Raw genomic sequence first — 24,957 nt, 5'->3', positions numbered from 1 at the left:
TCCCTCCTTATAGATTAAGCAGCGTCCGTCCAGCCTGCCTCTGAGTTTTATTAATTGCGTTGATAGCAACACGTCCGAATTCCGTCTCTCCAATTTTCAGTACCGCACCTTTATCATTGCTGCGAATTGCTTCTAATATTGAGGTAAGCACTTCGAGCATAGGCCCATTGTTCGCCCCAATCATGTCTTGAAGCTTGGAAAGCGGCGATACAACCTCGGGATCTACAGAAGCCCCTTTGTTATCCCCGACCATTGCAAGCGTAGGACCATAAGCCAAGCCCCCTTTTGCCAGTTTCGGCACCTTGGGTATGCTGATACCAAAGCCTGTATAGCCCGTCATATCCTCCATCCAATCTGGCATATCGATTTTGATGCTGTTTAAGCCATCAATCAGAGCATTAATCCCATCAATAATAAGATTTAACGGAGCTTTAACGATGGGCCAGAGTGCTTCAAATACACCCTTAAAAATATCTCGCACTCCCTGCCAAGCCCTTTTCCAGTCGCCTGTAAATGCGCCCATGATGAAATCAATAAGTCCACCCAATGTTTTCAAAAGACCTGAAATAAGGCTACCCACAATGCCAAGAACTTCTTTAACAATACTTAGAACCGTCTTAAATCCAGTAACAAAAGCAGGTGCCAATAGATCAATAATGTTGTTAATAAGAGGTCCAATGAACTTGTTGTAGTTAGTTCTCCGACTTGCTGAATAATACCCTTGATCGTTCCTTGCCAAAGATCCTTTAATGTTGTCAAAAATGGCTCAATAATCGGCTTTAAAACTTCGTCCCATAATTTCTGGAATGTACCCCTGATACCATTCATCATTTCGGAAATTTTGGATAGAATGTCCGCTCCGTATCGTGTCCATAGATCTTTTACGATCTGTAGCGTATCCTGTACAATCTGCTTAATCAGATCAAATACTGGTTTAAAGGTTGTTTTAAAAATGTCATTAATTAGATCCACGGCCCACTTAAATGTCTTAGCCGCTTCTTTAAAGGCTAATACTAAGACATCCGTGAATATAGGTGCCAGTGTCTTTACAACCGCATTTACTATGGGGATTATGAAATCATTTAGTGCATATTCTACAAAAGGTTTGATTGTGTTATCTAATAAGCTCTGAATTGATTTACCAATCTGCGGAATGACATCCATGAAGGTATCTCTGAGCTGTTGCAATGCTGGGAATAGAGTTGTAGTCCAGACATCGTTTATGGCATTAACTGCATTCGTGAACGTGGTTGCGAAGGTCTGGATAGCCCATACCAGGGTATCCGTAAAAATAGGAACCAGTGTCTCTGCAAGAGTTGTGCCGATTGGTATAGCGAAACCATTCATAATAAAATCTGAAAATGGATTTAGTGTATTGGTAAGTAGACTGTCCAGTGCTGATGCGATCTGAGGCATTGCTGATACAAAAGCATTTTTCACTTGTTCAAGACTAGGGAGCCACACTGTATTCCAGAGTTTTATCGATTCATTCGTACTGTTCTTGAACGTCTTATCGAATTCTGCAAAGGTCCATACGATCTCCTTTGCAATCACAGGGGCAAAAGCTTTAGTAAAGCCTACTACTATAGATGGGATAAAGTCCCCAACTACGTACTTAGCCATTGGGACAAGCACTTTATTCATAAGCGTCTTAAAGGTCTGACCTATACTCTCTACGGAACGTTTAATTGGAGGCATCATATCTACAAAAGGTTGCAGTGCAGGTCGCATTCCTGCCCAGCCTGTTTTAATGAAATTCCAAATAGAATTGAATGATGCCTTTAAGCTATTCATGAGATCTGCAACCTGTTGCTTAATTGGGTCAACATCAATGGATGGTGTACTTAAATCCAGATCTCCCATTGATCCAAGGCCAGCCCCGATTCCGCCTAGACCTGCTGCTCCTTTTGCTGCATCTTTAGCTGCATCTGCGGTAGATTGCGTAAGGGTGTTTAATTGATCGAAACTTGCCAAGCTCCCCTTAACATCTTTGGCAGCTTTCTTAGTTTTTTTCCCAGCTTTATCTGTTGCTTTACCCGCGGCATCCATAGATCCAGCTGTGTTGTCAGCCGCACTACCCATGTCACCTAATGCATTAGTTACGGGAGCCGAGGACGAGCTTGCCGCATTACCAAAAATCAATTCCGTGAATGCCTTAAAATAGGCAGCAGCAATTTGGAGCTTACCAATGATCCAATTTAGTCCCTTTAAGATAGGAGTAAGGATATTGATAAAGCCAGCGCCCATTGTGCCCTTGAAGATGTTCCACTGCTCACCCATGAGGCGGACCTGATTGGCCCAGCTACCTGACGTGCGTGCAAAGTCGCCTTGTGCATCTCCAGTGACGGATAAGAGATAGTTGTAACGTAGCAACGTTTGACTGGCTTGGTCCATCTTTTCCCACGATGTTTTTATGCCTTGGCTAAGTGCATAGGCTTCCATGTTAGCCACAGACATGTTGACACCGAGCTGTTTGAGTGGTTCGGTCTCGCCCGAGATTCCGGACCTAATCTTCTCAAAAGCCTCATCGGTACTTAGATTGTAAAAAGAAGCCATGTCTGCCGACAATTCCGTCAGCTTTTTCGACATGGTTTCCATTTGCACCCCTGCAAGGCCGGAGCTTTTCATCATAGCCCCTAGTGTGGATGAATACCGTTTGGCTGAAAGCTCAGATAGACCAAAGCTATTAAGGGTTGTCTTAGACCAATTGTTAATGTCTTGAGCCATACTACCAAAGGTGACATCGACCACGTTCTGAACCTCTTGGAGATCAGAGGCTAGGTTGATAGCTTCTCTGCCAAACTCCACAAGTCCGTGTATAGCAAAAGCCCCAGCGATAATACCGCCAAGGCTTTTAAATGCTCCACCTACCAAGTTAGTAGCAGTTCCAGCTATACCGTTTAGTTGTTGTTGGAAGGGTCCATAATTCATTCCTATATCTAAATCTACGCGCCCTACACTGCTCATTGTGGCTCACCCCCAAACATTCGAGCCAACGCGGCTTCCAGAGACTTCATTTCCATGTCCATCTTTCCTGGATCGGACAATTTTTGTTCCGCACGGCGCAGGCGCCAATCGTTATAAATACGGCGTTGATCCTTATTGAAGCCCTTAACCACTTTTGGGTCCGTCTCTGATCGGATTGTCACGATACTGCCCAGCGGTGTGTCCGGCATGAGTCCAGCTACCAACGTGCAAAACTCTCCCCAAGGCATATCTCCTTGGGTACGAATACGTATGCCATATTGAGTAGCCATACTCGCCTCAATTAAGGGCCAGTCTTCACGGAGGTCATACCAGCCGCCCTCTGCTTGGCTGTTACTGACGAAATCGCGCGTCGGCTTCCTCGTAAGATAATTCTTGCATAGCCGCAAGAAGAGCAGTCATTAGAACTTTAAGATTAGCTACACTCATCTTCGCTACACCAATTTCTTCATAAGCCTTATTCCCTAAGGCTCCTTCGATTGCGAAAAGAAGAGACTTAGCACTAGCGTCCTGTGCTAATTCTTCAAATCTCAATACTGCCTCCACCGAATTATCTACAGGATATACTTTTTTCCCAATCTGAATTGATGCTTGTTCCGTAGAAAACTTATCTGTAATATTGATTACTTTTGACATATGTTAATCCCCCTTATGGTTTTGTTGGTGCTGGTGTAAATGTTGGTTTACCATCAGACAATAGCTCGAATTCCAGACCGTCAATATTGGTGCTGTCTCCACCTGCTGGAGTAGTTAAATTAATGACGCAATCCATGGCAAGTTTGGCACCGCTTGGCATGGTCCATTCGAATTTGGTTTCGACTTCTTGTCCCGTACCAATCATCAATCCGGCGATATAATCATTACCTGGATCACCGTAATTTCGTTTGCCACTCAGAGAGAATGTCAGCCCCTTACCTGTTACAGCACGGCGTGTCCATCCTCCTTGGTCCATCGGCGTCCACTCTTCTGTGTTTCCATCAATGGAGGGTGTGAATGTCTCCAAATCCTTAATTGGTAGCATTTCTAAGGCTGTAGAAGCTCTGCCCTTTGTACCAATTTTAAAAACGTTATTGTGAACAGGATATACGCCTGTTGTCCCCAAATTAATCCCCTACCTCTCATAATAGATCGTTGTCTCAATTACATATTCATAAATCCCTGCTTCATCCGTACCTACACTTACAGGCTCGGCAGTCCGTAACTTAAAGTCGATTACTCGTTTACCTCCAATAACTGCGGAACGACCAAATAACGCAGCGTAGACCTCTTGGGCCTTGCGCTCCGCTGTATCTGCATTTTTGCTCCAATGGATCAAGATAGATACCGCCTTAACCGCATAGCTCGTGCTATCTAGCCCTCCAATGGCAATGATCGGCGCTCCTGGAGAGATGTTGTATAACCCAATGCTTTGCGGCTTACTGCCATCAATCTTACCAATGTACCAACTCGGACAATCCACCTGCGTCTTAAGCCAATCTCGTATTTCTCCTAAAGTCACTTGATATAACCCCCTGAGAACTTCTTAAGTAGTTTCTGGAAGGCTTTTTGAATGAAATTACTCTTCTCCCAATCTTCCAGCCATTTACCTTTAGCGTTCGCGTTTTTGTCTTGTCTAAAGTTATATTCTGGATGCCAATATTGACGACGGGCATAGGGGGTGTCATATACCAACTTGACTTTGCCTCGCTTAGCCTTGGAATCATCCACATGGCCGCTACGCTCCAGTTCTCCAGTCTGCTTCGGTACAACTTGGGCCGTTGCAACTTCCGAAAGAATGCTGTTCTCAGCTCCAGCTACAACTTGGACCAATGCTTCTATGGTTGCTGCATCTAACTTCTTTAACGCTGCTCTGTTCATGGTGGTTTTGACCTTCACGCTACATCAACTCCAGTTCTGTAGAGAAAACAGAGCCATCTGGATTACGTGGTTTAGCTGCTCGGAAAATTGATCTTTGTATCTCCCCTAGTAGTATATAGCCCTCTATTAGCTTTTCTGGGTTAATATCTCCTTTAATAATAGCCTTACCTGAGAGAGTCACCAATCGGCGTTCCTTATCTAAAGTCTGTTTGGATTTCTCATCAAAAGAACAAAGCCCATCGAATATCAACTCCTCGATAGGCTCACCATCTTCACTTAATTCTGTTTGATAAACTTTAATCGGTGTGACTAGTATCCAATTTGGAAATGGCAGCTTCCCACGCATCAACATAGCCTCCTACTGGTCAATCCCGAGGCTGCTAGGAGGCTTGTCACTGACTCTGTGGTCTGGATACCTCCAGCGCCCTGAACTGATTGAAAGGACAGTGATATACTACCTGCACTGTAGCCTGATAGTGGGAAGTTTAAGTAATCGCCGTATTGATACATGAAGTCTGCCTGCTGGCAAACAGCCTTTACTATACGTAGCTTTTGGAACGGAGTCAGGCCAGTGATCCCACCCGTAATAATCCGGTTATAGGTCAATATGTCAACTTGATCACTGGCATGCTCCAAGGCTTTCTCAAGCTCAGTTACCGGAATCAGTCCAGCACCGTACTGGTCATACTCTGCTGCGGTTACATAGGCCATAAGGTCACCTACTTCTCAGCTTTAGTAACTGGCTTTTTATCAGGGATACTCTCTTCTACCTCATATCCATGATCTTCAAACCACTCAAGCACATTCTTGTTGTCCGTCTCACCAACGCCATCGACAAATGATACACCAGCAGAAATCCCGGTGTATTGTTTATTGCGTGCATATACTTTTTTCATATGATCCTCCTTATGAGACTTTAATTTTCCGCATAACACCAGCGGATTTAGTAGCCTTTAGTGCTACAGCGGCTACCATTTCCACCTCACCTGTTTTAACGGCTCCTGATGTCGTGTAATCAGGCAACCATGTTTTAACTGGTGGCTGTCCGGCCATAGAAACGCCATGGAATGCATCTAGTCCTAAACGCACCGCATACAGCGATGTAAGTCCAGCATTTGCCCCAGTGCCCGTCGATACAATCGGATTATTACTCCCTGCTTTTGCCCCAAGGTCAATTAAAGGAATGCCATTGTATGCTTCAACCTGTCCACCAAAATCATTACGTGTTGTCGTATAAGCACCTGAACGACGAGCTGCCGCGCGAATCTTAGCAATTAGCTTTAGATTGCCCATGATTACTGAAGGTGTACCATCCAAACCCATTAGGAATTCATCAAGCATATCCAAAAATACCTTATAGTTTGTATCCAAAGCAGACGAGGATGATAGATCAATAATAGATCCCGGATCAAACTCAGTGCTAGATCCTGCCAACGCCTTCTCCAAGCCATCGAATGCCTTGGCATCTACTGCGCTGTCCCCGTTAATTACTGTGTCATTAAAGAGTGCCTGAGCCGCTTTGATCTTTTGTTGCATTTGGAGAGTTACTTCACTAGCGATACCACCCATTCCTGCGATGATTCGGTCAATCTGGAATGTACCACCAAATACTTTTAAATCAACGTTGTAGCGCTGTTTCGTTACCTCTTGCGGAGTATACTCTGTGTTAATTTCCCGAAACTGTGCTGTAGGTTGTGTAATCAGACGAGTATATCCGTAAGTGAGAGTAGCTCCTCCACCTGTTGGAGAGACAGCATCGTCAAAAGTGAGATTATCTAGAAGGAAATTATTCTTCTGGAACTCATCGATTACCCCCATTTGTAATGCATCCTGTACATTCTTTTTTGCTTCTGCTAATGTTACCGCCATTTTTCATCATCCTTTCTTATTTTGTTTGATAGTGTGCCGTTACAGCATCTTGCAATGAGATTGGTTTATTCGGATCCACAGGGGTTGGTTTCCCATCATTGCCTACTTTAAATCCCGGTGCCTTTGTATCATCTGTCTTGAATAAGAATGCCTTGGATTCCTGCAATCCTTTAAGCTGATCATCCAGACCTACAATCTTATCACCGTCAATTACAAGCTTTTCGCGGTCAAACAGACCAGCCACTAGCCCCTCGTCATGGACCTTACCATTGAGCGCTGACTTAATAGCGTTGGTAAGTGTTAGGCCCTTTAAATCGGCTGCGTACTGATCAGCGGCGGTCTTGTTCTCACTTTGAAGCGTCTCAATCTGCTTTTTCAGGTCTTCACTAGCTCCTGCCGACTTCTTAAGCTCATCTAATTGCCCATCACGTTCGCCTAAGTCCTTCTCAAGCTTTTTCTTAGTGTCATTTACTTCATCAAAACGCGCTTTAGGGATAAAACCCTTAAGTTCATCTTGCGATGCTGCGGCTGCCTTGTTAGCCTGTTCCTCGGTAAGTCCCAACTCTATAAACTGCTCTTTATTCACGGTTTTTCCTCCATTCATCTACGCTTTTTACCCGGTTGCGTCCGGTGATGTCTTGTTCTTTAACGTCCGCAATACCAAAAGGACGGCAAAATAAAAACACCCTCACGTGAGCGTGTTATTTGGGTGGTATCATGATTTTTTCGCGGGCACGATCTCGCCGGAGTTGTGGATTATCCTTCAGATGCTCTCTGATTCTACCCTGCCACTCCTTGACCTTAGCTGCGGCAGCCGCTTGGTTGTCTTCGTCTACACTTCCGGCCTCCCGGCGCTTATATTTCCTGATCTGCCGTTCCATATAACGCTGTTTCTGTTCTGCGTCATAATTTTCTAGGGCTAGATCTTCGTCAACTGGCTTCGGGATGGTGCTAACCCCAGGAATAAAGGTTGTCATGTTGTGTCTGCAATGTGGATGAAATAGACCAGCAGCCATGGCCGTACTAAGTAATGGGTAATCCCCATCGGAAGCCTTGCCACCGCTGTATACATCGTCGATGAATACCTTGCCCTGATAAGGTAGGCACAGACTTGAACAGTTATTATGAGCAGATATGAGGACAGTATGGATACCCAACTGCTGCCGTTTGGCTCCCTCTCCTGTGAAAACTGCTCGTTGGGAGGATGCCCGCAGCGCCAGTTCAGCATAAGAAGCTACGTTTACGCGGCGACCATTGGAATAGGTGATATAGTCAAAGCCCTTATCCAAGAATTCCTTGGTCGCCATATCTATAGCTTGGTTGAGCGATAAAGCCCCGGAGTTAAGATAGATCTGTGATTTAAATATAGTCTGCCTAAACACGTCATCAGCCTGCCGCAGCATAGCGGATTTGGCCGCTTTCATCTCTCCTCTTGATGCTTCGACCAAGGAATTAATACGCTTGTCGTTAAGCTTGAAAAAGCTTTCGTCTGTATCATCTACCTTAAGGGCATCTTTTGTCGCTCCCGGTCTGATACGATTCCACAAGCTGTTAGCTGCTGCCTTAACTCTGTCGACACCGCTTTTAAATGAATCCCTTATAGATCCCTTCGCGGCTTCCTCAATTTCTGGCTCCTGCTTTCTAACAATTTTCCGGGCTTCCTTCTTATACTGCTTCAAGTCCTCCAGCTTACGTTGTTGCCATTGTTCCCATTCGAAGCCTTCCTTCTTCTCTTCATTCTCGTGTCGCGTTAAGTTCCTCTTCATGGACGCAATCAGATCCGTCTCCATTTGTGAGAAGATTTTACGAATGTCATATTTCTTCATTCATCTTCATCTTCTTCAATGTTATCAGGAGGCTTGTCACGATTAATTCCCGGTTCCTCCACCTCAGTTAGTCCCTGTTCCTCTTTGAGTCTACCTATCTCTTTTGCCTTATCCTCATCTGTCCAGGTATCGCCGTATAACTCTTCTACAACTCGCTCGATAGACATGATACCTAATGCTTTTGCCTTACCTACCGTCTCTACTACAGCGTCAAATGATGGGCTAGCGTACTCCCCAAAACTAATGCTGGGTTCGTAATCCTTGGCTACCTGACCTTTAATGGTATCCTGCACCTTAAGCGCCGTTGCCACGAGTTCCGGAACCACCTCATTCAGACGGTCAATGATCTTGCCTCGGGTGTAAAGCGTAGCCTTCTCTTTTTCCCTTTGAGCTTCTGCATTGTCCAGCTTCTTCAAGTCGATCCCCAAAGTAGATGGGCTGACAATCCCCTGCAAGCACATATCTAACGCACTAGCATAAGAGGCTACAAATGCCTCATACAAGATTGCAGGTTGCACCATGTCGATCTGTCCCTTGGCATCCTCGGCCATTACGCTACCGATGCGGATAAACTGGTTATCGAAGGGATTCGGCCTTTGAAGCTGCCCTGTTTCGGGGTGCTTGGGAATCAGATCCTCAGGAATGTACTTCTGGACCCGACCTGCCCGGATGGCATCCACCCACTGGCTGATTACCTCATCCAAAGCATCAAATGAGTCTGACTTGCTGTCAAATATACTCTTGCCACGTCCGGGCCACTTTTGAGACTTAAAGAACATCAGCGGCACAGCCATAAGGAAATCCCCACTATAGGTAACATCAGCCAATGAAGCCGTTTCAGGTAGTGTAGATAGCGCAACCTCTTTGCCGTAAGCATCTAGCAATTGATAACGGATATAACCATGTCCAAATGTCTCGACCAGCCTGTAATCCTTGTTGTTGGCTACATAATCCGTATAAAATATGACCTCTTGGAGTCGGTTACGAGTCCGCTTGTATTCCACCTGATCGCCACTGTAAAACTCTATGATGGGATACTTTGTGACCTCGGTGTCCACAGTTATTTTAAAGGCCCCATCACCAGCAATCAGCGCCTCAGTTATTCCGCCACCTAGTAGCTCATTAAAGTCGTTATCTTTGCTGATTTCATCCCATAGTGCCTTTGCTGGCTCATTATCCAGATCCACATCATTTAAATCTACTATTACAATGTCCGCGAGCCTATCAGCTACCATAGCAGGTAACCCCGAGTGAATCTTTCGGACACCTAATCCATCGGATGGGACAGCAGCCCAGAAACGTGATTTACTTACCGCATCTGATTTCGTTTGTTTATAAAACTGGTCCAGCTCGGACGGATCACCACGATACCACAGTCTATTACGTAATACGTTGGTCCTAAATGAAAACGGCTCTGTGATTGTGATAATCTGACTCTCTGGCGCTGGGTTAATTCTCAGCATCTTCATTACCATGTTCTTTAACCACCCCAATTCCTTAACCTCCTAACAAGTACATCGTCTCTGCTACGCCTGTTGTAGCGTCTGGTGCATCATCATGGGTATTCTTGCCTTCCCTCTGATAGCTCATCATTGCCTTGTAATACTCAGGCCACTTGTCACGCCAGTTGACCGGATAATAAATGTGATTCATAACCCATGTTGCATTAGATGTAATCCGGGCCACCTTATTCTTACTCTGGTGGAACCAGCTCACATCCGTCCGGTTACTCTTCAGGTCTTGTTCCAATATTCGCTTCACATTCCTAGCAAATGCCCGACCACCGCTGTTGGACTCAATACGTTCTTTGTTTACCTGAAACGCAAAAAGAGCCTTTGCGACGGCTGGCTCTGTGTCCTCCATAGGAGCTTTTGTATAAATGATATCTAAGACATATGCTTCTTTTCCATACACTCCCCAAATGATATTGCAGAGGTAATCACTGCCTTCATCCGCTGTATCACAGTATGCATATATGCCTGTAAATAGAGGGTTGTCATTGGCATCTATAGGTAGTCGTTCGTAAGTCTTGAAGCCGCTATACAGTTTACCCTTGATGTCTATCGGGATCTGCTGATAGTTGGCTGATGCAATATCCTCACCCATAGCGCGGACCTTCATGTCATACGATTCGCGGCTAAGGATTTCCTCACACAACATCGTTCCGTCATCCTGGAGGGCCTTCATGGTCAGCAGTCGGACCTTCTTCTTCTCTTCTGCGAAGTGTTCCAAAGCCCGGCCCGCTAGATCACCAGAAGCCCATCTTGTCATGATGATGATAATCTTGCCGCCCTCTTCAAGACGGGAAAGCATCGTATTCGTAAACCAGTCCCAATGTTTTTCAAGTGTTGACTCGTTGCTGGCTTCCTCTGCATTCTTGATCAAGTCGTCGATCATTAGTATCGAAGCACCAAATCCTGTCGCTGTACCCGTTGGAGACGTAGCCAGATAGTTATTATATCCACCCTCTAAGCTCCACAGGTTCATGGCCCCGTCACCCTGCTTAATCTTGACCTGAGGGAAGATGTCGCTATATACGATAACGCTAGGGTCAGCTTTGATAGTGCTTATCCCATTACGTACGGCCTTGGAGAATGTGGTTGATAATGTCTCGTTATATGAGCCTGTCATGACCTTTTCTTGCTGGTTCTGCCCAAATACCCACTGTGCAAACATGGAAGCTGTCCTTGATTTACCATGCCGCGGTGGCTCGTTAACAATGAGAATGTCGTCATCAGACTCATAAAACGCCTGCATCTCGTTACAAAGCTCTACTAGATAGTCTCGATCGTCTTTATAAAATTCTGGAGCCATGGCTTGGCAGAAGTAAAAGAACTCTCGTCTTGCAAGCTCTATCCGCGCTCCTCGCTTGATCAATTCCATATCAACCATCACGTATCAACTTCTTCAACTCTTCAGGAGTTAGATCCTTATAGGGATTATACAGATCCACATTACCGCTATGTTGTACCTTATCTACAAACATACCAAGGTGTCGGGCTATACTATCAAGTGCGCCTTTTTTATCATGCAACTTAATTGATATACCTTCTTTGGTTTGTTTAATCTCGGCTACTGCATCCATCTTAGAACGATCTATATAATCCGTTTCGTATATCTCCACGGTTTTGTATAACTGAGTTCCTGATTCTGTCTTAAACTCTTTCTCTTCAACTTTCAGATAATCGGTAATGTTGCTAAATCCTAACTTGGCATATTCTTTTAAGACCATGTCGGCAGTGATCTCAGTTCGCTGGGATCGTTCATTCATAGCCAGTTGTACGGCTTGCTGGATGTCTGGTTTCGTTAGGTTTTCTTGTCCTATCTTTCTAGCTGTCTTCATGCTGTATCCTGCCCTGATCGCTGCCTGAGTGGCATTGAGGTCAATCAGGTATTCTTGTACGAATGTTTTCTGTTTGGCTGTCAATGCCATTCTCTTCACCCTTTCTATGCAAATAAAAAAGCCGCCCATTGGCGACATATAAGTAGAGATTTAGATGAACATAAATTATCTACAATAGATTAATAAAAGCAAACCTCTATTAAAGAGGTCTGGTTAATTATGTAGTAGCCGCTTTACTTAGGCAGCGGTGGCCTCCACGATCCACTCTTTACCCGTTGTGGTCACGGTTATTGGAGGACTGGCATATGAGACCAGCAAAAGTGGCGTAAAAATTTATTAATAGAGATTAAAAAAGCACCTACTAGGGTGCTTTTACTTAGATCTCTTTTTTTTCAATCATAGTAACCTGTTCTATTAGCCTAGAACTATGTTCTGCTCCTTCTATTGCTGCCTGCTTAATCTGCTCAATCAAGAATTTAAACATTTCTTCATTGTACAGATGTTTATTCTTAGTAAGATATGTTAGATTTTCTTCAAACTCCGTAGTTAGTCCATAAACAGAACTACGCATCTCATCTAACTTGTTCCTCCAAAGTTCTCTTTCTTCTTCATTCATCTTTTCATTTGTACTCATATAAAAATCACCTCCTTATAACATCATAATTCAACATTAGGAAGGATTTTCCTTCATAAGATACCGCCCCACTAAAGAGGCAGCTATACATAGGTTATGAATAACAAATTAGAAAAGGCCACTCGAAGGAGTAGCCTTAATCCATACCGCATAATATTTAAATCAGCTTATAATTATTTTTTTTCCCTTTTACGTTTAATAACTATATCCGTTATTATAATCAAAATCGTTATTAAAAGGGATTGTATTAAAGGTCTTACAAAATTGGATTCTTCGTAAATGAAGGAAGCCAATATAAAATTAAGAATAAAAGTAATTAAGTATTTCAAGTTTGATCATCTCTTCTCAGAACCAAGGATCGACAATTGTCGATTTTCTAATATCATTTTCAACATTACCACCAGTATAATTAGAATTTTTAGTAACTCTTATTTCTTTTTTTATCTCGTAATCGCCTATGAAAGTACCATTTTCAGTAAAGAATCCTTTTCCAATTTCTCGATAGTAATACTTAATAAGAAAATATAAATCTTCTTTATCTGTATTGATAAAATAATATGCCGCAAAACCGCCAGCAGCAGCTACAGATATTTTAACCGGATCTGGAATCCCCATATTTTTTGCCCATTCAATAACCGCTGCGGCCAAAGCCGTTTTCGTTGCAGCTTGAAACTTTCTCGAATTATAAATGTCATTCAATTTCTCGTGCACCCATGGACCTGGATAAGAAGTAGCTCTTGTAGAGTACTGATCCTGTTGGGAAATTAAACCATTGGCTTTAGCAACTGCTTGAGGAGATGTTTCAACTAACTTTATATTACCATTTACAATCTGAAATTCGACATTATTTTCCTTTAAAATACTAACAACTCTTTCATTTAGCACAGGTGAAGCCTTTTCATTTCCTTCTGCAGCAACAGCGGCAATAGGAACGCTAACCAACATACAAATAGACAGTAATAAAGTAATCAATCTTTTCATTAGAAAACCTCCTAGTTTTTTATTACAAAATATACTATAACAGGAATTATTGTAAATATAAACTATTATATGTAATTATTTAGAAGTTTATTTAAAGTTAGATCCATTTAAGCCTATTTATCTTTCGCCCATCTTACTAACTTACTCTTAGTCTTATTCTTCTTTAAAGGATTGGCTATGATTACCTTTTGTAAGGAAGTCATTTAGAATCATCCGCAACATAAGAAAAGGCCAGCATAAGCCAGCCTGTTAGACGTGATATGATATCCTTGTGACAGACATCCTAAATCGATTTTCCACAATACAATCATAACAGGTACTTTGTCCATAAGTCGGACATAAAGCGGACAAAAAGCGGACACGAATCTATTCTTTTAACACAATCAAACCTAATGTGCTAGCCAATCGATAAATAGCTATGGATTTGATCCGTCTGTAATGGCGTTCGCTGTACCCTATCTGATTAGCTGTGTCATAATCCCATGCATCATCTTCGTCCATATATCTAGCGCGAATTAATTTCTGTTGTTTCCACCCTAACCGACCAATGGCTTTCTCAGCCCGTTCAACGTGCTTTCTGCGGCGTTCTACCTCGTCTAGCATACGAGTTACTAGATTGCCTGTTTGATCACTTGTAACACCTGTATAGCTTCTCGGCATATCTGAGTAGGATGCTGTGATGCTAGGTTCTTCAGGAATGTACTCCGTTACTTTATATTCTCTTGCTTGGAGCAAATACTTTTCGACAGCCACTCTTGTCTCTTCCTCATTGACTTTATAAATTCCCAATGATAATTGCTCTACTTCCAAGTGAATCCTCCTTTCTTTATACAAAACTGAATAAGTCTGTTTGCCCTTCGTAATCGTGGAGGTCCACAATATCACCGGATTCCAGCATACTTGCAGGTGCCTTATGTTTATATCTATCCCATACAGGTGATCCTGCTACCCTTTCCGGATGTTTTTCTTCAGCCTTTTGAGTCCATACGAAGTATATCTTAGCTACTACTTGCATGCTGGCTCTCCTCTCTGCTCCTTAATGTTGTCTTAGGACGATTGGCGTATCTCGGTAACGTGGCCGCCTCTTCAGGAGTTACTCCGGTCTTTATACGATGATAAAACAGTGATCGGCTTATACCGTTTTGCTCTGCTTGCTTTAGTAGTTTAATAGAATACTTACGCCGCTTTTTTAGCAAATCATTTGACTCGTATAGCGGAATTGTTGCTGCCTCTTCACGGGTCCATCCCTTGTGTACACGGGTCATGAATGTGCTATATCCGATACCATTTTGGGTTGCAGCTTTAGACCAGTGTATCCAAATGCTTTTACGTCTACATATTGGTGTATTCATCGCACGATCCTTGTCCCAGCCCAATATATAGACACGACTGTAGAATGTAGACCGCTTTATGCCTTTAGATGCTGCTAAATCGTAGTCTTCCTCAGTTGCTCTCATGTCTCTGTATCCTCCCTCTCAGGTAGGTTGAGTTCTGCGTAATGGGTTACACCGCCGACATATCCTCTCCCGTTGCTTTCCCACCAGCCTAGTCCGAACTTATGGCCCTCGATTATAATTGCGGTAAGGATTTGATTCTCATCATCAATAACAAGGAATTTACTTTTCATTGTTGGTGGATTCTCTGGATTGTACTTTATCCAAGGTATTGCGTTCGTCCGGTTGTAAAGTTCGTCATATTCCTGCTCCAGTTCAGTAAGCTGTGTTCTAAATTCCTGTTCTGATTCTTGTAACTTTCCAACAAGGATTTTTAGGTCAAAGTGGGTAAATTCCTCCCCACCCAGATATCTTTTGATCGAATTATATAGAGCTTCCCTGTCCCTTGGATGCATGTTTATTCCTCCTTATCCATTACTGCTAATAGAGCTGCTTTACATATGGCTTCAGGGGCGGTATGTGCCTCCACCATCGAAGGTTCATTAGTCTCAGAATCGGCATAAATCTCAACCGCATGATGATAATTCCCTTCAAATATTTCTATTCTGGATAAGTTAACGATGGGAAACCTCTCCACTACTTCCCATGCTGCGGATATGTCTGAGCTATAATGCTTTGGGTATGTGGCATAAGCACCTTTCCTTACATACCCAACTTGAAATCTGCTTTGTTCGTATCCCATTACCTTAAGAGCAACCAATCTGTTCAACTCTCTGCCCGGCTCCAATGCCAATAACTGTTCAGGTGTCATGTGTATCCTCCCTCTCAGGTAAGGGGTAACAGGTCAGTCATCCGTTATCCTTCGCTATCTGAATATTCCCCTAATAGATTCATTTCAAAGTTCATAAAGCTACGATCCGCTGCCTTTAAAATTGTTTTGTCCTCGTAATCCACTGAGAAGTGAGTACCGAACAAAGTGATTTGCTTGGCATACGCGAATATCTGTATCTCATCCACCAAAACTATGTCTCCATCTGAGTCTCTTTGGTAAAAGAACCTTTGTTCAGGCTCAAGTTCGATTTTTATTTCTTCAAAAGAAGGCTTAATATCTCTACTCATTCCACTACCTCCCCAAGTCCCATAATTACATAGCCGTCTTTAACGTAAATAGGATTATCTAGCATGTAAGTTACCGTCTTGACGATCCCACTTCCTGTGTATTCCACGTCCCATTCTTTCAATACCAAAACATCACCGACTGCATATGATCTGTCATTCTTGCGTACTTCAAACGTTTTCGTCCCGTCATAAACTGCTTGAAAATATTGTATGGATAGATAAAGCCCTTATACGGCCCACAATGCGTTGGGGTTATTCTGTCGATAGAGGGCCGTTTAGCCTATCGCAAAATTTCTTCGAACTGTGACATTACTTTTTTAAGCTGGACGTATATTTGGGGTCATATTCAACTTCGACAGCAAATTCAGTGTCACATACCGAACATGCCAAATCGTATTCGTTTGATTGATGCATATCATCATTCGAGTTTTCTGAGAAGCAAACGGGGCATATGATTTTATCTTCTCTGTAATGATCCCATTCATCTAGATTTAACTCTTTTGCACGAGCTAGAGCTGCTAACTTGAGTTCTTCTTTTCTGTCAGCAGTGCAGGGCTGGCACTCAAATCCGTCTGGATGTCCCCAAGGAGTCTCCGTTAAATCCTTACGATGAGTGTTACATGTTACGCATCTGTTATGGTCTTCGCAGACGATGTAAGAGTATGATTGTCCATTCCCTAGGCACTTGTTACACCCACAAACCCAATACCATCCATCATCAAATCTTTCGGCGTAAAGTCCTCTCATTGGAGGTTCAAGGCTGACCTCCGGCAATCCATTCCTATGAAAAGGATCATTCCAAGTGTTTGTATGACCTGAACGAGTCCTGCGCTCCCACTCTTTAGGTATTTCAGGAATGAATATCTTTGTATCTTTCAAGTTCATGATTTATTTCCTTTCTATTTGGCGTAATGTGTCTGCTGCTCAGCCGGATAGGGTTATCCCTTGTTATAGAGTGGTTAAAGGGGATGTCTCCCCTCTGTTGCTTCTACCAAGTCCGATGCACTTCTGCAATATGTTCAAACCCGTCATAGTCCTGAATTATCCACACTACATCATGAGGAACTTCAACGATTTGTACGTTTGAGTGATTAACACTTGCTTTTTCACACAGTTCTTCAATTACGGCAATGATATCCGGGTCAGTACGTAGAGTATTTATATCCCTTTTAGTTGTAAAGTTATAAGGACTGTCTCCCTGCCGACAAAATTCCCCGGGTATGCTTGTAATATCAACTAAATCTGCGTCAGGATCAGCGATTTCCATTTCGTGATTGTATACGGTCACTCTCCATCCACGCTGTATCAGTTTCAACATAGCCTCATGGGATAAGCCGAATCCTCCAAAGCATTTGTTAACTGCAACCTTCATTGTTATCTCTCCCTTATAGGTAGTGACCGTCCTGATTCGGCCTATTAATATCCATTTGTCTGCCGTTGTTGATTAATCTCCCATTTAGTTTTATAGGCAACTTCAATCTGCTCCCAATTAAAGCCAAGCATTTCTCCAAGACCAAAAAATCTATCCACCAACTGCTCATAGTTCCAATCATCTGGATCCAAAGAAAATTCACTAATCCTCTCGAATAGCGCTAAAAAATTTTCATTTGTTGTATCACGTACCACAGCTACAAATCCGAATTCCTGTATGTCGATTTCTATTTCTAGTCCAATCGACAATATAAAGTGCAGGCAGTCAATGTATTCTTCTAGGAGTGGGTGCTTCTTGTACCCGTAGACTGTTTCCCAGATGAGATTAGATCCATCTTCATTGGGCTTCCAGTTATATTCAGGTTCCGTTGGCAGTTGGCGGTTACTCCAGAACTTGAACCCTCGCCACTCATTCGCACACTCGCCTAGCTCCACTTGGAGTGCTAGAATTTTTTGCGGTAATAGGTCTTGTCCTTCTAATTCTTTTTCTTTGACGATCCGTTTATCTAGTTCCCTTTGCATTTCAAAAAGCGGTGATAAGTTCATGTTTATACCTCCATAATTTGTATTTAGTCAAACATCAGTTCTATTTTAGGGCGCAACGGGGCCGAGACCGATCCCTTTACCCTCTATGCTCTTTTCTTTTGCTTCACTGGAGGCTCTAAAATGGCCTGTACAACTTCTTGCTGGTATTTTGTGCTAGCAGTACCCATTCGGATAGAACGGGCTATGTGAGCCAATACAAAAGCATCACGGACGTTATCTGATTTGCTTTCGAAACCCCACTGTTTATAAATGTGTACTGCCAACTCATCCTTCTTGGTGTTTCCCTTACCGCTGGCATACTTTTTCAGTGCTGTTGGAGCTGCTTCGAGATACTTAATTCCTCTAGCAAAGAGTTCCATGCGAATTCCCCAGCCAATTCCTCCAAGTAAAAATCCTGATTGGGAAGCGAATCCAAAGCCCTCTATAACCACTAAGTCGTTTGCTTCGATATTCTCCAATGTACTTTCTACAATGGTTAGCATCCTTTCCGGATCAGTCCCCTTAGCCGTTACCTCAAAGCTATCTAGCAATCGCCCGTCCCTGTCCAAGATCACCATGCCTGTTTTAGTGCTAGGGTCTATACCTACGAACCTCATACTGCTACCCCCTCTGAAACAACCCCTCTTGCGCCGCCTGAACGTTTACCTATGCTATCTGCTCTGCAACGGTCTATAGCAAGCACCAACACCTCATCTGGATCACGCTCGAATTTGGCTGCCATTTGCTCAATGCTTATACCTGCTTTCCACATCGATACAAATTCTTTAACTTCGCTATCACTCCATGTGAAATCCATTTCCTCACAAGCGATGAGCAGTTTGTTACGACTCCGAAAGTCCTCAGTCCTTCTGTATGCTTCTCTAGGCATTTTGTCCGTCCTCCATCTGCTTATATTTGAACTCAGCCGCTGCCCGAATTCGATCCGGCCAATCCTTGCTGGTGTCGTCCATTACCTCTTGAGCGTCAGCCGCAAAGGCAGCTCGTCCAATCTCTAGCCATTTATCAAAGTCTTTCTCGTATAATTCAAAGTCTTCTATCTGCTCCATTGCCTGCCTCCTACTCTATGATTCTTGCTCGCTCTCTCCGGTAGCTAGTGGCCTTGTTGAGAACGAATTTGCAAGATCCGATAATCCGGTCAATACATCTGCCATCAACATCCAGCGGCCTATTATCCTTGTCTCGTGCAAACCATTCTTCCAACCGATCCGGGCTAAGGTTCGAAGTGAATAAGGTCTTTTTGCCCTGCCTGCCATTGATAATGGGAAATGCTACTGTCTTAAATTCATAGTCTGTAAGGTGTCCTGTTCCAATGTCATCAAGGACTAATAGGTCTACATCTATGGCGGCCTTTACAATTGCACCAATGTTGATTTTCTCGTCTTTTATGGCTTTACGTGCCAAGTCCGAAATCTTGGGCCAATCCAAGAACAAGGTAGGATAGCCGTCTGCATCAAGTGATCTCTGTACAGCTCGAGACAAATGACTTTTGCCATTGCCGGGAGTTCCAAAAAATACATAGCCCATCTGTTCATTTTCAAAGTTCCGGTAGAAGTCTTTGGCAATGTCATAGCATTTCTCTGAACCCGGTCTAGTTTGAAAGTTCTTGAACCCTGCATTTAGAAGTGAATCTGGTATAAGGTTTAAACGAGAAAAGACCTTTTGTACTTCTAGCGTTTTCTTCCTACGTTCCTCAATGATCTTTTGCTGTCTGTCATGTTCAATCTCGCAATCACAATGAATTTTAAATTTACGGGTTCGTCCAAGAATCGTGTACTCGTTATAACTGAGAAACTTTCTGCAATGGATGCAACAACCCCAATGCGTCCAAGGTGGATTATCACTGTATAATAAATTCGTTATACTTTCCGGTAGAGCCGCTATCATGTCCTCCGGTTTCAATAGATTCACCGCCATTCATATAATCCTTGTATCTCTCTTCGTTCAAAAAAGTTTTAGGATGCTTTATATACTGGGTATCCGTTCTTTGGCGTTCACAATGATTCTTGTAATTCGTTGCACATCGAATTAACACTTTGGAATCCTCACCCGATTTAATTACACTTTCAAATTTCTTAGCAGATTCTTTCTTTCCGATCTTTCGAGGATAGGCATTCCAGAAAGATTCAAAGTCAGGAGAGTACATATCTTTTATTTCTTTTAATTCTTTAGTTCTTAAGTTCTTTACATTCTTGTTTGTGTTCACTTGTTGTTCAGTTGTTGTTCGCTTGTTGTTCACTGGATGTTCATTTTGTTGTTCATCTGTCTGATAATCAGACCATGAAAGTATTGATATTAAGCGTTTTTTGTTGCTAGTTTGTTGTTCAATCTGTTGTTCGATTTCGAACGATTTTAAGATGCGTTGCACCTTGCTCTCGTGAATGTTAAATTTCTCAGCAATCGTTATTCTGCCTGTTAATAATTGCCCCGGTTGGAGCAAAATTCGTTCGCCTGAGAACACCGCTGGATACTCTTTGTGTGTTGCATTTAGTAGTAGATACATCCAAACCGCAGCATAATCACTGTCTTTGCATACAACCGGGTTATCTAATATTTTGCGGTGAAGCTTAATCCATCCGTCCATTTCACCACCCGCTTATTCCTTTGTGTAAGCTTGCCATCCACGCCCGGGGCCAATGGTGTAGTAGTTCAATAACTCTCTACGCTTTTCCATCTTCCACTCATTGCCGACCTTCGTCTCATCGACCCATTGATGACACGTACCAGTTTCTGTTTTAGGTCCGCACAGAAGGACAATATTCCAAGGCTGGCCTCCTTCGCCATACTGACTAGCGTTTATTAAGTGAGCGCGTTCAAAGCGCACACTAGGACGACTACAGCCACAACGTTCACAGACAAGATAACCTTCTGGATTATTTTCCGCAGCGCGCCTTTTTACTTCATTGCTACACTTGTCTGTAATGGCTGTATGGCGGCCCCTCTTTGGCTTGTGACGAATTTTTTTAACCTGTTCCTCTTTGCTGTATGCAGGCATCTAAGCGCCCCCTAGAATGGCATATCATCATTAGATATGTCTATTGGCTTACCATCATCTTGGAATGGATCTTTGTTGGTTGTAGATTGTCCGCTGCTGGCTTGTCCACTATTGGATTTTTCTAGAAAGCGGACGTTATCAGCAATGCAGTCGTTGGTATACACCTTTTTGCCCTCGTTGTTTTCAAAGTTGCCTGTTTGCCATCTGCCTTCTATGCCGACCAAACGACCTTTTTTAAGGTAACTGGCGCAAGCCTCAGCGGTCTGCTTGAAAGTAACGACTTGTATGAAATCCGCTCCATCGTCTCCACGACGATCACAAGCCACTGTAAATTTAGTTACTGCTGTTCCTGATCCGCTATATCTCAACTCAGGATCACGTGTAAGGCGACCTATTAAAATCACTCGGTTTAACAAATGTATTTCCTCCCTATCTCCCCGGAACCAATTCCGAATAATGTACAATTTTATTAAGTTTCTTGGTCTCACGGCAGTAACGGCAATTCTCGCAACGTAGCGGTTGGATACGACCTGCCTTTACTTCGATGAGACGAGGCATATTATTTGCAATATTGTCTAGTTCTCGCTTGATATCGTAGGCATTAATACTGATTACAGCCTTGTCTGGCGGATCTTCCTTAGAAACAGCTACTATTATGGGTTCTATCCATCCATCACGAGACCGTGTCAGTCTTTCAATCTCAGCGTATAAAGCCATCTGAGCTGTGTATTTACTAGATTCAACAAATGAAACATAGCCGCTCTCAGGGTCCCATATTTCCTTTTGGATCACTGCCACAGTCTTTATATCAGAGAAACGATTACGATCTGGGGCATAGTTGTCCATTTTGACCTTCCAAGCTGCCCCAGCAAATTCTCCAGTTAAAATGACTTCTTTCTCACCTTGCAGGACAAACATACATAGTGGATCGTTTTCTATGGTCTTAATTAATAGATTAGCTTGTAAGAACCCTGCCTTAAGCTGCCCTTTGGTGGGTCCTTTAGAAGAGATCATTTCAGGATTACTATTTTTGAATTCTTGGAATACTTCAGGACTTTCAAAGTAAGCATGTACATATGAACCAATCAAAAGGGCATCTGAGGACGGCTCTGTCCAGCCCTCTAACTTCGCTATTGCCCGAGCCTCACAGCTTATGAAGTCCTTATACTGGCTGTTAGACCAGTAATGAATATTCGCTTCAGTCGAGTGATAGTTATGACTATTCAGTTGAAATGTCATGAACTACATCCTCCTTCTTTTCAACCTCCTGTAGCTTTAGAAATTCTTCTTCAGCATTACTAGGAACATGAACTTTTGTGATATTAAAATAATCTTCACGCTTTGCCATGTTGTCAGAAAGGGATCGCCACACACCTGCTATTTTCAGAAAATCATTCTCCGTAAAAGCATCCTGTCCACACCCAACGTATTCCTCAATCATTTCCTTCGATACGCCGTACTTCTCTTGAAATTTAAGTAATGCCTTTCTTAACCGATCTGTCAGCGGCTCTGTATATCCGTCTTTTAAGGTTTGACGGCACCGGTCTAAAGCCGCATCAACAATGTCTCCAGGGATAACCCCAAGGATACAAGCCCGTACACGTCTAGCACCCATATTAGCAGTGAGTTCATAAATGTCCCTTGGATCATCTAATTTGTTTATACGTCCTTTTGCCTTTCTTTCATGCGTTACATTAAAGATCATGGATCGTCTTGTATTCGTTTCGATATCCCACGCATAGGCTTCCATTTTAGAAACACCGTTGACTTGATCCAGCTCCACAACTCCGTACTCCATATTGCCCCAGTTCTGAGCTAGAACTTCAGCGAGCCTTATAGATGGACCTGTGACCTTACTTCCGCCTTTAGGAAACTCATAGGCTGCCTCTTCAGCAAGTTTTTTTCGTTGGCAAGCTTGCATAATGCGATTAAATGACGCCTGTTGATCCCGAGGAAATTGCTTGGCAGAGAACAAGGCAGCCTTCACCTGTTCGCTTTGACGAGTTGCTACCATTTCAGCAGCCACAGAGCGAGCTTGTGGTGCGTCAGGAAGATAATTTGAATAGTCAATTGGCTGTTCTTCAAAAGTCATCTATTTACAACCTCCTAGAAAATGTGTTATTTTGACCGTAATGAATTTTGATAAGCGTTACTCAACGTCCTCGGGTGCAACCGTGGGCGTTTTTTCTTTTCGTAATTTAAGATACTGGTGATATTGAACCTGACTTGAAAAGGAAAATTGAGGCGGCTTTCCTTTTGGAAAAGTAATCTCTCCTCCCACCGCAGCTAATGCTCTTTGATCTCCATAATCCTCACTAAACTTTATCCTCACGCCGATTCGCATATGGTTCTAACCTCCTTACCAAGACCATATCCCTGCAATCTACTGCATCTAGCATGCAACTTAGGCAATGAGGTTGCTTGTCCTCATATACTTCATAGTTTGCTAGATTCATTTCACATCCGCACATCATGATGTCGCCTTCTGGCGTAATAGGTTCTCCATCGCGTGAATCTCGTCGTCCATAAAAATCCTAGCTGACTCGTTCAACAACTGACTAAACCGCAATTTGCGTAAGTTCTTAAGCCTGAGATAAACGTCAAGTCGCTCAAGAGATCGTTCGTATGTCATGTTTATTCTCCTTTCTAAGTTTCTAAAGAACTTTACCTTCTTTAGTTATGACAAGATTTTCAATCAGAATAGTTGATCCATTCATTTCTTTCATTTGATAAGTTTTGATACCGTTTTCCGCAGCATATTCTTCTACCAAGCCTTGTTGTCCTTCAAACTTTCTAATACTGCTGGTGACTGTAAGGAATCCTATAAGGAAATCAGAAATATCATGGTTGCAATAGTCCCAGATGAAATCAAAAGCATCACCAATCTTCTGATCAAACCCATGCGTTTCGCAGACGTTTAAGGTGAAAAAATAATCTTTAATGCCATAACGGTTCCCATCAAAATCTTTTGTGACTGGAAAAAGTGTCATGAGTTGCTTGGGAGTCAATGCTCCTATCCATCCCAAGATCATATCCATTACAATGAATCGACCGTGAGCTTCTTCAAGTGTTGTTGTTCTTTTTTTATCAGCCAAAGCTTTGATTCCCCAAAAAATCAGCTTCTTATGTTTTTCGAAATCAATATCATTCGGCTCCATAAAACCTTGTTTCAACACTTCTACCTGAAATTCCCGAGTGTATAATGCTTGCTTTATTAACAAACATATCGCCCCTTCTATGCCAAACTGCCGATAGCCAATTCCTTGACTATGGTTGTATAGATTTCTTTAAGGCGTGGTTCCGACTCAATTACATCCATACGATTTGTTTCATTAATTTTGGTCTTAGTCGCTCCTGAGTCAGCTAATCGTTCGCGGAGGTTAGCAAGACGACGATTCAAATCACATTTCCCTCGTAGTTCTAGCAAGTTATAGCTTTCCGTTCTAATGTCCTTGAAACTTGTGCCGGATTTTCGCGCAGCGCCGTTTAGCATTCCGTTAATTTTCTGACGCCAGTTATCATCACGCTGTAGGAACGTTTCTTTGATGGTTGTAAGTTGATGTTCTGTCTGTTGTTGCCGTTGCTCAATCTGGACCTGTCTCCGCTCCATTTGGATCATTAGTTGGAGTTGTGGGCTGAGTCCAGTGAGATCAACCGCGTGGGACTTCTCCATTTCCTCAAACTTGGTTACATAGGCAGCCGTGAAAAGTACACCCTTTTCTCCTGTCATTTTATTAGCTACCATGTCGCAGCCTTTACGAGTGACTAAATAGTGCGGACGAGCTTCGTTTTTTGCATCAAGGTAAGTTGTACCGATAAAGAAATCTGACGAACGGAAATCTCCGTTGGTTAAATGCTTGATGTATCCTCCAATCCGTTCAAGCAAATCTGAGTGTCTGATACTTATCATTTCAGCAACTTCCCGGCTATCTACAAGCAACTGACCATTTTGGCTAATGACCTGTAATTGCTTCATTTCA

39 protein-coding genes are annotated in these 24,957 nt (G+C 42.9%); all 39 read right to left on the bottom strand.

The window, feature by feature from the left end; translation table 11 throughout:
* Window positions 1-7: 7 nt before the first annotated feature.
* Window positions 8-646: a hypothetical protein gene (locus tag J2Z69_RS03820; RefSeq protein WP_209859275.1), complete on the bottom strand. Its 639-nt coding sequence runs from the start codon at window positions 644-646 to the stop codon at window positions 8-10.
* Window positions 607-2,967 carry a phage tail family protein gene (locus tag J2Z69_RS03815; protein ID WP_209859273.1) on the bottom strand — a complete coding sequence of 787 codons (2,361 nt, stop codon included), beginning with the start codon at window positions 2,965-2,967 and terminating at the stop codon, window positions 607-609. The genes J2Z69_RS03820 and J2Z69_RS03815 overlap by 40 nt, the downstream gene beginning before the upstream one ends.
* Window positions 2,964-3,374, bottom strand: coding sequence for a Gp15 family bacteriophage protein (locus tag J2Z69_RS03810; RefSeq protein ID WP_281069364.1), 411 nt, complete (start codon window positions 3,372-3,374; stop codon window positions 2,964-2,966). Before J2Z69_RS03810 ends, J2Z69_RS03815 begins: the two co-directional genes overlap by 4 nt.
* A complete protein-coding gene (locus J2Z69_RS03805; protein WP_209859271.1) occupies window positions 3,319-3,621 on the bottom strand; it encodes a hypothetical protein in 303 nt (100 codons plus the stop codon). Before J2Z69_RS03805 ends, J2Z69_RS03810 begins: the two co-directional genes overlap by 56 nt.
* A gap of 13 nt (window positions 3,622-3,634) precedes the next feature.
* A complete protein-coding gene (locus J2Z69_RS03800) occupies window positions 3,635-4,087 on the bottom strand; it encodes a phage tail tube protein (protein ID WP_209859270.1) in 453 nt (150 codons plus the stop codon).
* Between the two features lie 9 nt (window positions 4,088-4,096).
* Complete coding sequence (locus J2Z69_RS03795) at window positions 4,097-4,483, bottom strand: phage tail terminator protein (protein WP_209859269.1); 387 nt, start codon at window positions 4,481-4,483, stop codon at window positions 4,097-4,099.
* Window positions 4,480-4,860, bottom strand: a complete 381-nt coding sequence (locus tag J2Z69_RS03790) for a hypothetical protein (protein WP_342591550.1) — start codon at window positions 4,858-4,860, stop codon at window positions 4,480-4,482. The genes J2Z69_RS03795 and J2Z69_RS03790 overlap by 4 nt, the downstream gene beginning before the upstream one ends.
* Before the next feature lies 1 nt (window position 4,861).
* Window positions 4,862-5,188, bottom strand: coding sequence for a hypothetical protein (locus J2Z69_RS03785; protein ID WP_209859268.1), 327 nt, complete (start codon window positions 5,186-5,188; stop codon window positions 4,862-4,864).
* Between the two features lie 373 nt (window positions 5,189-5,561).
* Complete coding sequence (locus J2Z69_RS03780; protein ID WP_209859267.1) at window positions 5,562-5,738, bottom strand: hypothetical protein; 177 nt, start codon at window positions 5,736-5,738, stop codon at window positions 5,562-5,564.
* 10 nt (window positions 5,739-5,748) lie between these two features.
* The gene (locus J2Z69_RS03775) at window positions 5,749-6,711 is read right to left on the bottom strand and encodes a major capsid protein (RefSeq protein WP_209859266.1); all 963 of its coding nucleotides are present in this window, start codon (window positions 6,709-6,711) and stop codon (window positions 5,749-5,751) included.
* A 16-nt stretch (window positions 6,712-6,727) separates the two neighbouring features.
* A complete protein-coding gene (locus tag J2Z69_RS03770; RefSeq protein ID WP_342591549.1) occupies window positions 6,728-7,297 on the bottom strand; it encodes a phage scaffolding protein in 570 nt (189 codons plus the stop codon).
* A 115-nt stretch (window positions 7,298-7,412) separates the two neighbouring features.
* Window positions 7,413-8,537, bottom strand: a complete 1,125-nt coding sequence (locus J2Z69_RS03765; RefSeq protein ID WP_209859264.1) for a phage minor capsid protein — start codon at window positions 8,535-8,537, stop codon at window positions 7,413-7,415.
* A complete protein-coding gene (locus tag J2Z69_RS03760) occupies window positions 8,534-10,030 on the bottom strand; it encodes a capsid protein (RefSeq protein ID WP_209859263.1) in 1,497 nt (498 codons plus the stop codon). The genes J2Z69_RS03765 and J2Z69_RS03760 overlap by 4 nt, the downstream gene beginning before the upstream one ends.
* 4 nt (window positions 10,031-10,034) lie before the next feature.
* Window positions 10,035-11,420: a phage terminase large subunit gene (gene terL / locus J2Z69_RS03755; RefSeq protein ID WP_245338936.1), complete on the bottom strand. Its 1,386-nt coding sequence runs from the start codon at window positions 11,418-11,420 to the stop codon at window positions 10,035-10,037.
* 1 nt (window position 11,421) lies between these two features.
* Window positions 11,422-11,970 carry a terminase small subunit gene (locus J2Z69_RS03750; protein ID WP_209860472.1) on the bottom strand — a complete coding sequence of 183 codons (549 nt, stop codon included), beginning with the start codon at window positions 11,968-11,970 and terminating at the stop codon, window positions 11,422-11,424.
* A 286-nt stretch (window positions 11,971-12,256) separates the two neighbouring features.
* On the bottom strand, window positions 12,257-12,514 hold the full coding sequence (locus J2Z69_RS03745) for a hypothetical protein (protein ID WP_209859262.1): 258 nt from the start codon (window positions 12,512-12,514) through the stop codon (window positions 12,257-12,259).
* Between the two features lie 345 nt (window positions 12,515-12,859).
* Window positions 12,860-13,495 (bottom strand): hypothetical protein, encoded by a 636-nt coding sequence (locus J2Z69_RS03740; RefSeq protein WP_209859260.1) that lies wholly within the window; start codon window positions 13,493-13,495, stop codon window positions 12,860-12,862.
* A 366-nt stretch (window positions 13,496-13,861) separates the two neighbouring features.
* Window positions 13,862-14,305 carry an ArpU family phage packaging/lysis transcriptional regulator gene (locus J2Z69_RS03735; RefSeq protein ID WP_245338935.1) on the bottom strand — a complete coding sequence of 148 codons (444 nt, stop codon included), beginning with the start codon at window positions 14,303-14,305 and terminating at the stop codon, window positions 13,862-13,864.
* 16 nt (window positions 14,306-14,321) lie between these two features.
* Complete coding sequence (locus J2Z69_RS03730) at window positions 14,322-14,510, bottom strand: hypothetical protein (RefSeq protein WP_209859258.1); 189 nt, start codon at window positions 14,508-14,510, stop codon at window positions 14,322-14,324.
* Window positions 14,494-14,952: a hypothetical protein gene (locus J2Z69_RS03725; RefSeq protein ID WP_209859256.1), complete on the bottom strand. Its 459-nt coding sequence runs from the start codon at window positions 14,950-14,952 to the stop codon at window positions 14,494-14,496. Before J2Z69_RS03725 ends, J2Z69_RS03730 begins: the two co-directional genes overlap by 17 nt.
* A complete protein-coding gene (locus tag J2Z69_RS03720) occupies window positions 14,949-15,344 on the bottom strand; it encodes a hypothetical protein (protein WP_209859254.1) in 396 nt (131 codons plus the stop codon). The genes J2Z69_RS03725 and J2Z69_RS03720 overlap by 4 nt, the downstream gene beginning before the upstream one ends.
* 2 nt (window positions 15,345-15,346) lie before the next feature.
* The gene (locus J2Z69_RS03715) at window positions 15,347-15,700 is read right to left on the bottom strand and encodes a BC1872 family protein (RefSeq protein WP_209859252.1); all 354 of its coding nucleotides are present in this window, start codon (window positions 15,698-15,700) and stop codon (window positions 15,347-15,349) included.
* A 44-nt stretch (window positions 15,701-15,744) separates the two neighbouring features.
* The gene (locus J2Z69_RS03710) at window positions 15,745-16,008 is read right to left on the bottom strand and encodes a hypothetical protein (protein ID WP_209859243.1); all 264 of its coding nucleotides are present in this window, start codon (window positions 16,006-16,008) and stop codon (window positions 15,745-15,747) included.
* Entirely contained in the window at window positions 16,005-16,220 is a 216-nt protein-coding gene (locus J2Z69_RS03705; RefSeq protein ID WP_209860468.1) for a DUF3850 domain-containing protein, read from the bottom strand. Before J2Z69_RS03705 ends, J2Z69_RS03710 begins: the two co-directional genes overlap by 4 nt.
* Window positions 16,221-16,317: 97 nt before the next feature.
* Window positions 16,318-16,893, bottom strand: coding sequence for a hypothetical protein (locus J2Z69_RS03700; RefSeq protein ID WP_209859241.1), 576 nt, complete (start codon window positions 16,891-16,893; stop codon window positions 16,318-16,320).
* A gap of 103 nt (window positions 16,894-16,996) precedes the next feature.
* Window positions 16,997-17,380: a hypothetical protein gene (locus J2Z69_RS03695; protein ID WP_209859239.1), complete on the bottom strand. Its 384-nt coding sequence runs from the start codon at window positions 17,378-17,380 to the stop codon at window positions 16,997-16,999.
* Window positions 17,381-17,424: 44 nt separating this feature from the next.
* Window positions 17,425-17,985 carry a dUTP diphosphatase gene (locus tag J2Z69_RS03690; protein WP_209859237.1) on the bottom strand — a complete coding sequence of 187 codons (561 nt, stop codon included), beginning with the start codon at window positions 17,983-17,985 and terminating at the stop codon, window positions 17,425-17,427.
* Window positions 17,986-18,068: 83 nt separating this feature from the next.
* Window positions 18,069-18,581, bottom strand: coding sequence for a RuvC family protein (locus tag J2Z69_RS03685; protein ID WP_209859234.1), 513 nt, complete (start codon window positions 18,579-18,581; stop codon window positions 18,069-18,071).
* A complete protein-coding gene (locus J2Z69_RS03680) occupies window positions 18,578-18,853 on the bottom strand; it encodes a hypothetical protein (RefSeq protein ID WP_209859231.1) in 276 nt (91 codons plus the stop codon). Before J2Z69_RS03680 ends, J2Z69_RS03685 begins: the two co-directional genes overlap by 4 nt.
* Entirely contained in the window at window positions 18,846-19,031 is a 186-nt protein-coding gene (locus J2Z69_RS03675) for a hypothetical protein (protein ID WP_209859229.1), read from the bottom strand. Before J2Z69_RS03675 ends, J2Z69_RS03680 begins: the two co-directional genes overlap by 8 nt.
* Window positions 19,032-19,041: 10 nt before the next feature.
* Window positions 19,042-19,899, bottom strand: a complete 858-nt coding sequence (locus J2Z69_RS03670) for an ATP-binding protein (protein WP_209859227.1) — start codon at window positions 19,897-19,899, stop codon at window positions 19,042-19,044.
* The gene (locus J2Z69_RS03665; RefSeq protein WP_209859226.1) at window positions 19,823-20,566 is read right to left on the bottom strand and encodes a hypothetical protein; all 744 of its coding nucleotides are present in this window, start codon (window positions 20,564-20,566) and stop codon (window positions 19,823-19,825) included. The genes J2Z69_RS03670 and J2Z69_RS03665 overlap by 77 nt, the downstream gene beginning before the upstream one ends.
* Window positions 20,567-20,578: 12 nt before the next feature.
* Entirely contained in the window at window positions 20,579-20,977 is a 399-nt protein-coding gene (locus tag J2Z69_RS03660; protein ID WP_209859224.1) for a hypothetical protein, read from the bottom strand.
* Window positions 20,978-20,988: 11 nt separating this feature from the next.
* Window positions 20,989-21,393, bottom strand: coding sequence for a single-stranded DNA-binding protein (ssb, locus tag J2Z69_RS03655; RefSeq protein WP_209859222.1), 405 nt, complete (start codon window positions 21,391-21,393; stop codon window positions 20,989-20,991).
* Between the two features lie 13 nt (window positions 21,394-21,406).
* Window positions 21,407-22,216, bottom strand: coding sequence for a PD-(D/E)XK nuclease-like domain-containing protein (locus tag J2Z69_RS03650; protein WP_209859220.1), 810 nt, complete (start codon window positions 22,214-22,216; stop codon window positions 21,407-21,409).
* A complete protein-coding gene (locus tag J2Z69_RS03645) occupies window positions 22,197-23,069 on the bottom strand; it encodes a hypothetical protein (protein ID WP_209859218.1) in 873 nt (290 codons plus the stop codon). The genes J2Z69_RS03650 and J2Z69_RS03645 overlap by 20 nt, the downstream gene beginning before the upstream one ends.
* 57 nt (window positions 23,070-23,126) lie before the next feature.
* Complete coding sequence (locus J2Z69_RS03640) at window positions 23,127-23,321, bottom strand: hypothetical protein (protein ID WP_209859216.1); 195 nt, start codon at window positions 23,319-23,321, stop codon at window positions 23,127-23,129.
* A gap of 310 nt (window positions 23,322-23,631) precedes the next feature.
* On the bottom strand, window positions 23,632-24,198 hold the full coding sequence (locus J2Z69_RS03635; RefSeq protein ID WP_209859214.1) for a hypothetical protein: 567 nt from the start codon (window positions 24,196-24,198) through the stop codon (window positions 23,632-23,634).
* A 14-nt stretch (window positions 24,199-24,212) separates the two neighbouring features.
* Complete coding sequence (locus J2Z69_RS03630) at window positions 24,213-24,953, bottom strand: Rha family transcriptional regulator (RefSeq protein ID WP_209859212.1); 741 nt, start codon at window positions 24,951-24,953, stop codon at window positions 24,213-24,215.
* Between the last annotated feature and the right edge of the window lie 4 nt (window positions 24,954-24,957).

Source organism: Paenibacillus shirakamiensis, from assembly GCF_017874255.1.
Classification (GTDB): domain Bacteria; phylum Bacillota; class Bacilli; order Paenibacillales; family Paenibacillaceae; genus Fontibacillus; species Fontibacillus shirakamiensis.
Note: the sequence above shows the minus strand (reverse complement) of the source record. Positions and strands in the feature narration are given on the sequence as shown.

Excerpts from the sequence above, each read along its gene's own strand:
- J2Z69_RS03815 (WP_209859273.1), bottom strand. The coding sequence starts at position 2,967 with ATGAGCAGTGTAGGGCGCGTAGATTTAGATATAGGAATGAATTATGGA.
- J2Z69_RS03805 (WP_209859271.1), bottom strand. The coding sequence starts at position 3,621 with ATGTCAAAAGTAATCAATATTACAGATAAGTTTTCTACGGAACAAGCA.
- J2Z69_RS03785 (WP_209859268.1), bottom strand. The coding sequence starts at position 5,188 with ATGCGTGGGAAGCTGCCATTTCCAAATTGGATACTAGTCACACCGATT.
- J2Z69_RS03780 (WP_209859267.1), bottom strand. The coding sequence starts at position 5,738 with ATGAAAAAAGTATATGCACGCAATAAACAATACACCGGGATTTCTGCT.
- J2Z69_RS03775 (WP_209859266.1), bottom strand. The coding sequence starts at position 6,711 with ATGGCGGTAACATTAGCAGAAGCAAAAAAGAATGTACAGGATGCATTA.
- J2Z69_RS03765 (WP_209859264.1), bottom strand. The coding sequence starts at position 8,537 with ATGAAGAAATATGACATTCGTAAAATCTTCTCACAAATGGAGACGGAT.
- terL (WP_245338936.1), bottom strand. The coding sequence starts at position 11,420 with ATGGAATTGATCAAGCGAGGAGCGCGGATAGAGCTTGCAAGACGAGAG.
- J2Z69_RS03750 (WP_209860472.1), bottom strand. The coding sequence starts at position 11,970 with ATGGCATTGACAGCCAAACAGAAAACATTCGTACAAGAATACCTGATT.
- J2Z69_RS03745 (WP_209859262.1), bottom strand. The coding sequence starts at position 12,514 with ATGAGTACAAATGAAAAGATGAATGAAGAAGAAAGAGAACTTTGGAGG.
- J2Z69_RS03740 (WP_209859260.1), bottom strand. The coding sequence starts at position 13,495 with ATGAAAAGATTGATTACTTTATTACTGTCTATTTGTATGTTGGTTAGC.
- J2Z69_RS03730 (WP_209859258.1), bottom strand. The coding sequence starts at position 14,510 with ATGCAAGTAGTAGCTAAGATATACTTCGTATGGACTCAAAAGGCTGAA.
- J2Z69_RS03725 (WP_209859256.1), bottom strand. The coding sequence starts at position 14,952 with ATGAGAGCAACTGAGGAAGACTACGATTTAGCAGCATCTAAAGGCATA.
- J2Z69_RS03720 (WP_209859254.1), bottom strand. The coding sequence starts at position 15,344 with ATGCATCCAAGGGACAGGGAAGCTCTATATAATTCGATCAAAAGATAT.
- J2Z69_RS03715 (WP_209859252.1), bottom strand. The coding sequence starts at position 15,700 with ATGACACCTGAACAGTTATTGGCATTGGAGCCGGGCAGAGAGTTGAAC.
- J2Z69_RS03710 (WP_209859243.1), bottom strand. The coding sequence starts at position 16,008 with ATGAGTAGAGATATTAAGCCTTCTTTTGAAGAAATAAAAATCGAACTT.
- J2Z69_RS03700 (WP_209859241.1), bottom strand. The coding sequence starts at position 16,893 with ATGAACTTGAAAGATACAAAGATATTCATTCCTGAAATACCTAAAGAG.
- J2Z69_RS03695 (WP_209859239.1), bottom strand. The coding sequence starts at position 17,380 with ATGAAGGTTGCAGTTAACAAATGCTTTGGAGGATTCGGCTTATCCCAT.
- J2Z69_RS03690 (WP_209859237.1), bottom strand. The coding sequence starts at position 17,985 with ATGAACTTATCACCGCTTTTTGAAATGCAAAGGGAACTAGATAAACGG.
- J2Z69_RS03685 (WP_209859234.1), bottom strand. The coding sequence starts at position 18,581 with ATGAGGTTCGTAGGTATAGACCCTAGCACTAAAACAGGCATGGTGATC.
- J2Z69_RS03680 (WP_209859231.1), bottom strand. The coding sequence starts at position 18,853 with ATGCCTAGAGAAGCATACAGAAGGACTGAGGACTTTCGGAGTCGTAAC.
- J2Z69_RS03675 (WP_209859229.1), bottom strand. The coding sequence starts at position 19,031 with ATGGAGCAGATAGAAGACTTTGAATTATACGAGAAAGACTTTGATAAA.
- J2Z69_RS03670 (WP_209859227.1), bottom strand. The coding sequence starts at position 19,899 with ATGGCGGTGAATCTATTGAAACCGGAGGACATGATAGCGGCTCTACCG.
- J2Z69_RS03665 (WP_209859226.1), bottom strand. The coding sequence starts at position 20,566 with ATGGACGGATGGATTAAGCTTCACCGCAAAATATTAGATAACCCGGTT.
- J2Z69_RS03660 (WP_209859224.1), bottom strand. The coding sequence starts at position 20,977 with ATGCCTGCATACAGCAAAGAGGAACAGGTTAAAAAAATTCGTCACAAG.
- J2Z69_RS03650 (WP_209859220.1), bottom strand. The coding sequence starts at position 22,216 with ATGACATTTCAACTGAATAGTCATAACTATCACTCGACTGAAGCGAAT.
- J2Z69_RS03645 (WP_209859218.1), bottom strand. The coding sequence starts at position 23,069 with ATGACTTTTGAAGAACAGCCAATTGACTATTCAAATTATCTTCCTGAC.
- J2Z69_RS03640 (WP_209859216.1), bottom strand. The coding sequence starts at position 23,321 with ATGCGAATCGGCGTGAGGATAAAGTTTAGTGAGGATTATGGAGATCAA.
- J2Z69_RS03630 (WP_209859212.1), bottom strand. The coding sequence starts at position 24,953 with ATGAAGCAATTACAGGTCATTAGCCAAAATGGTCAGTTGCTTGTAGAT.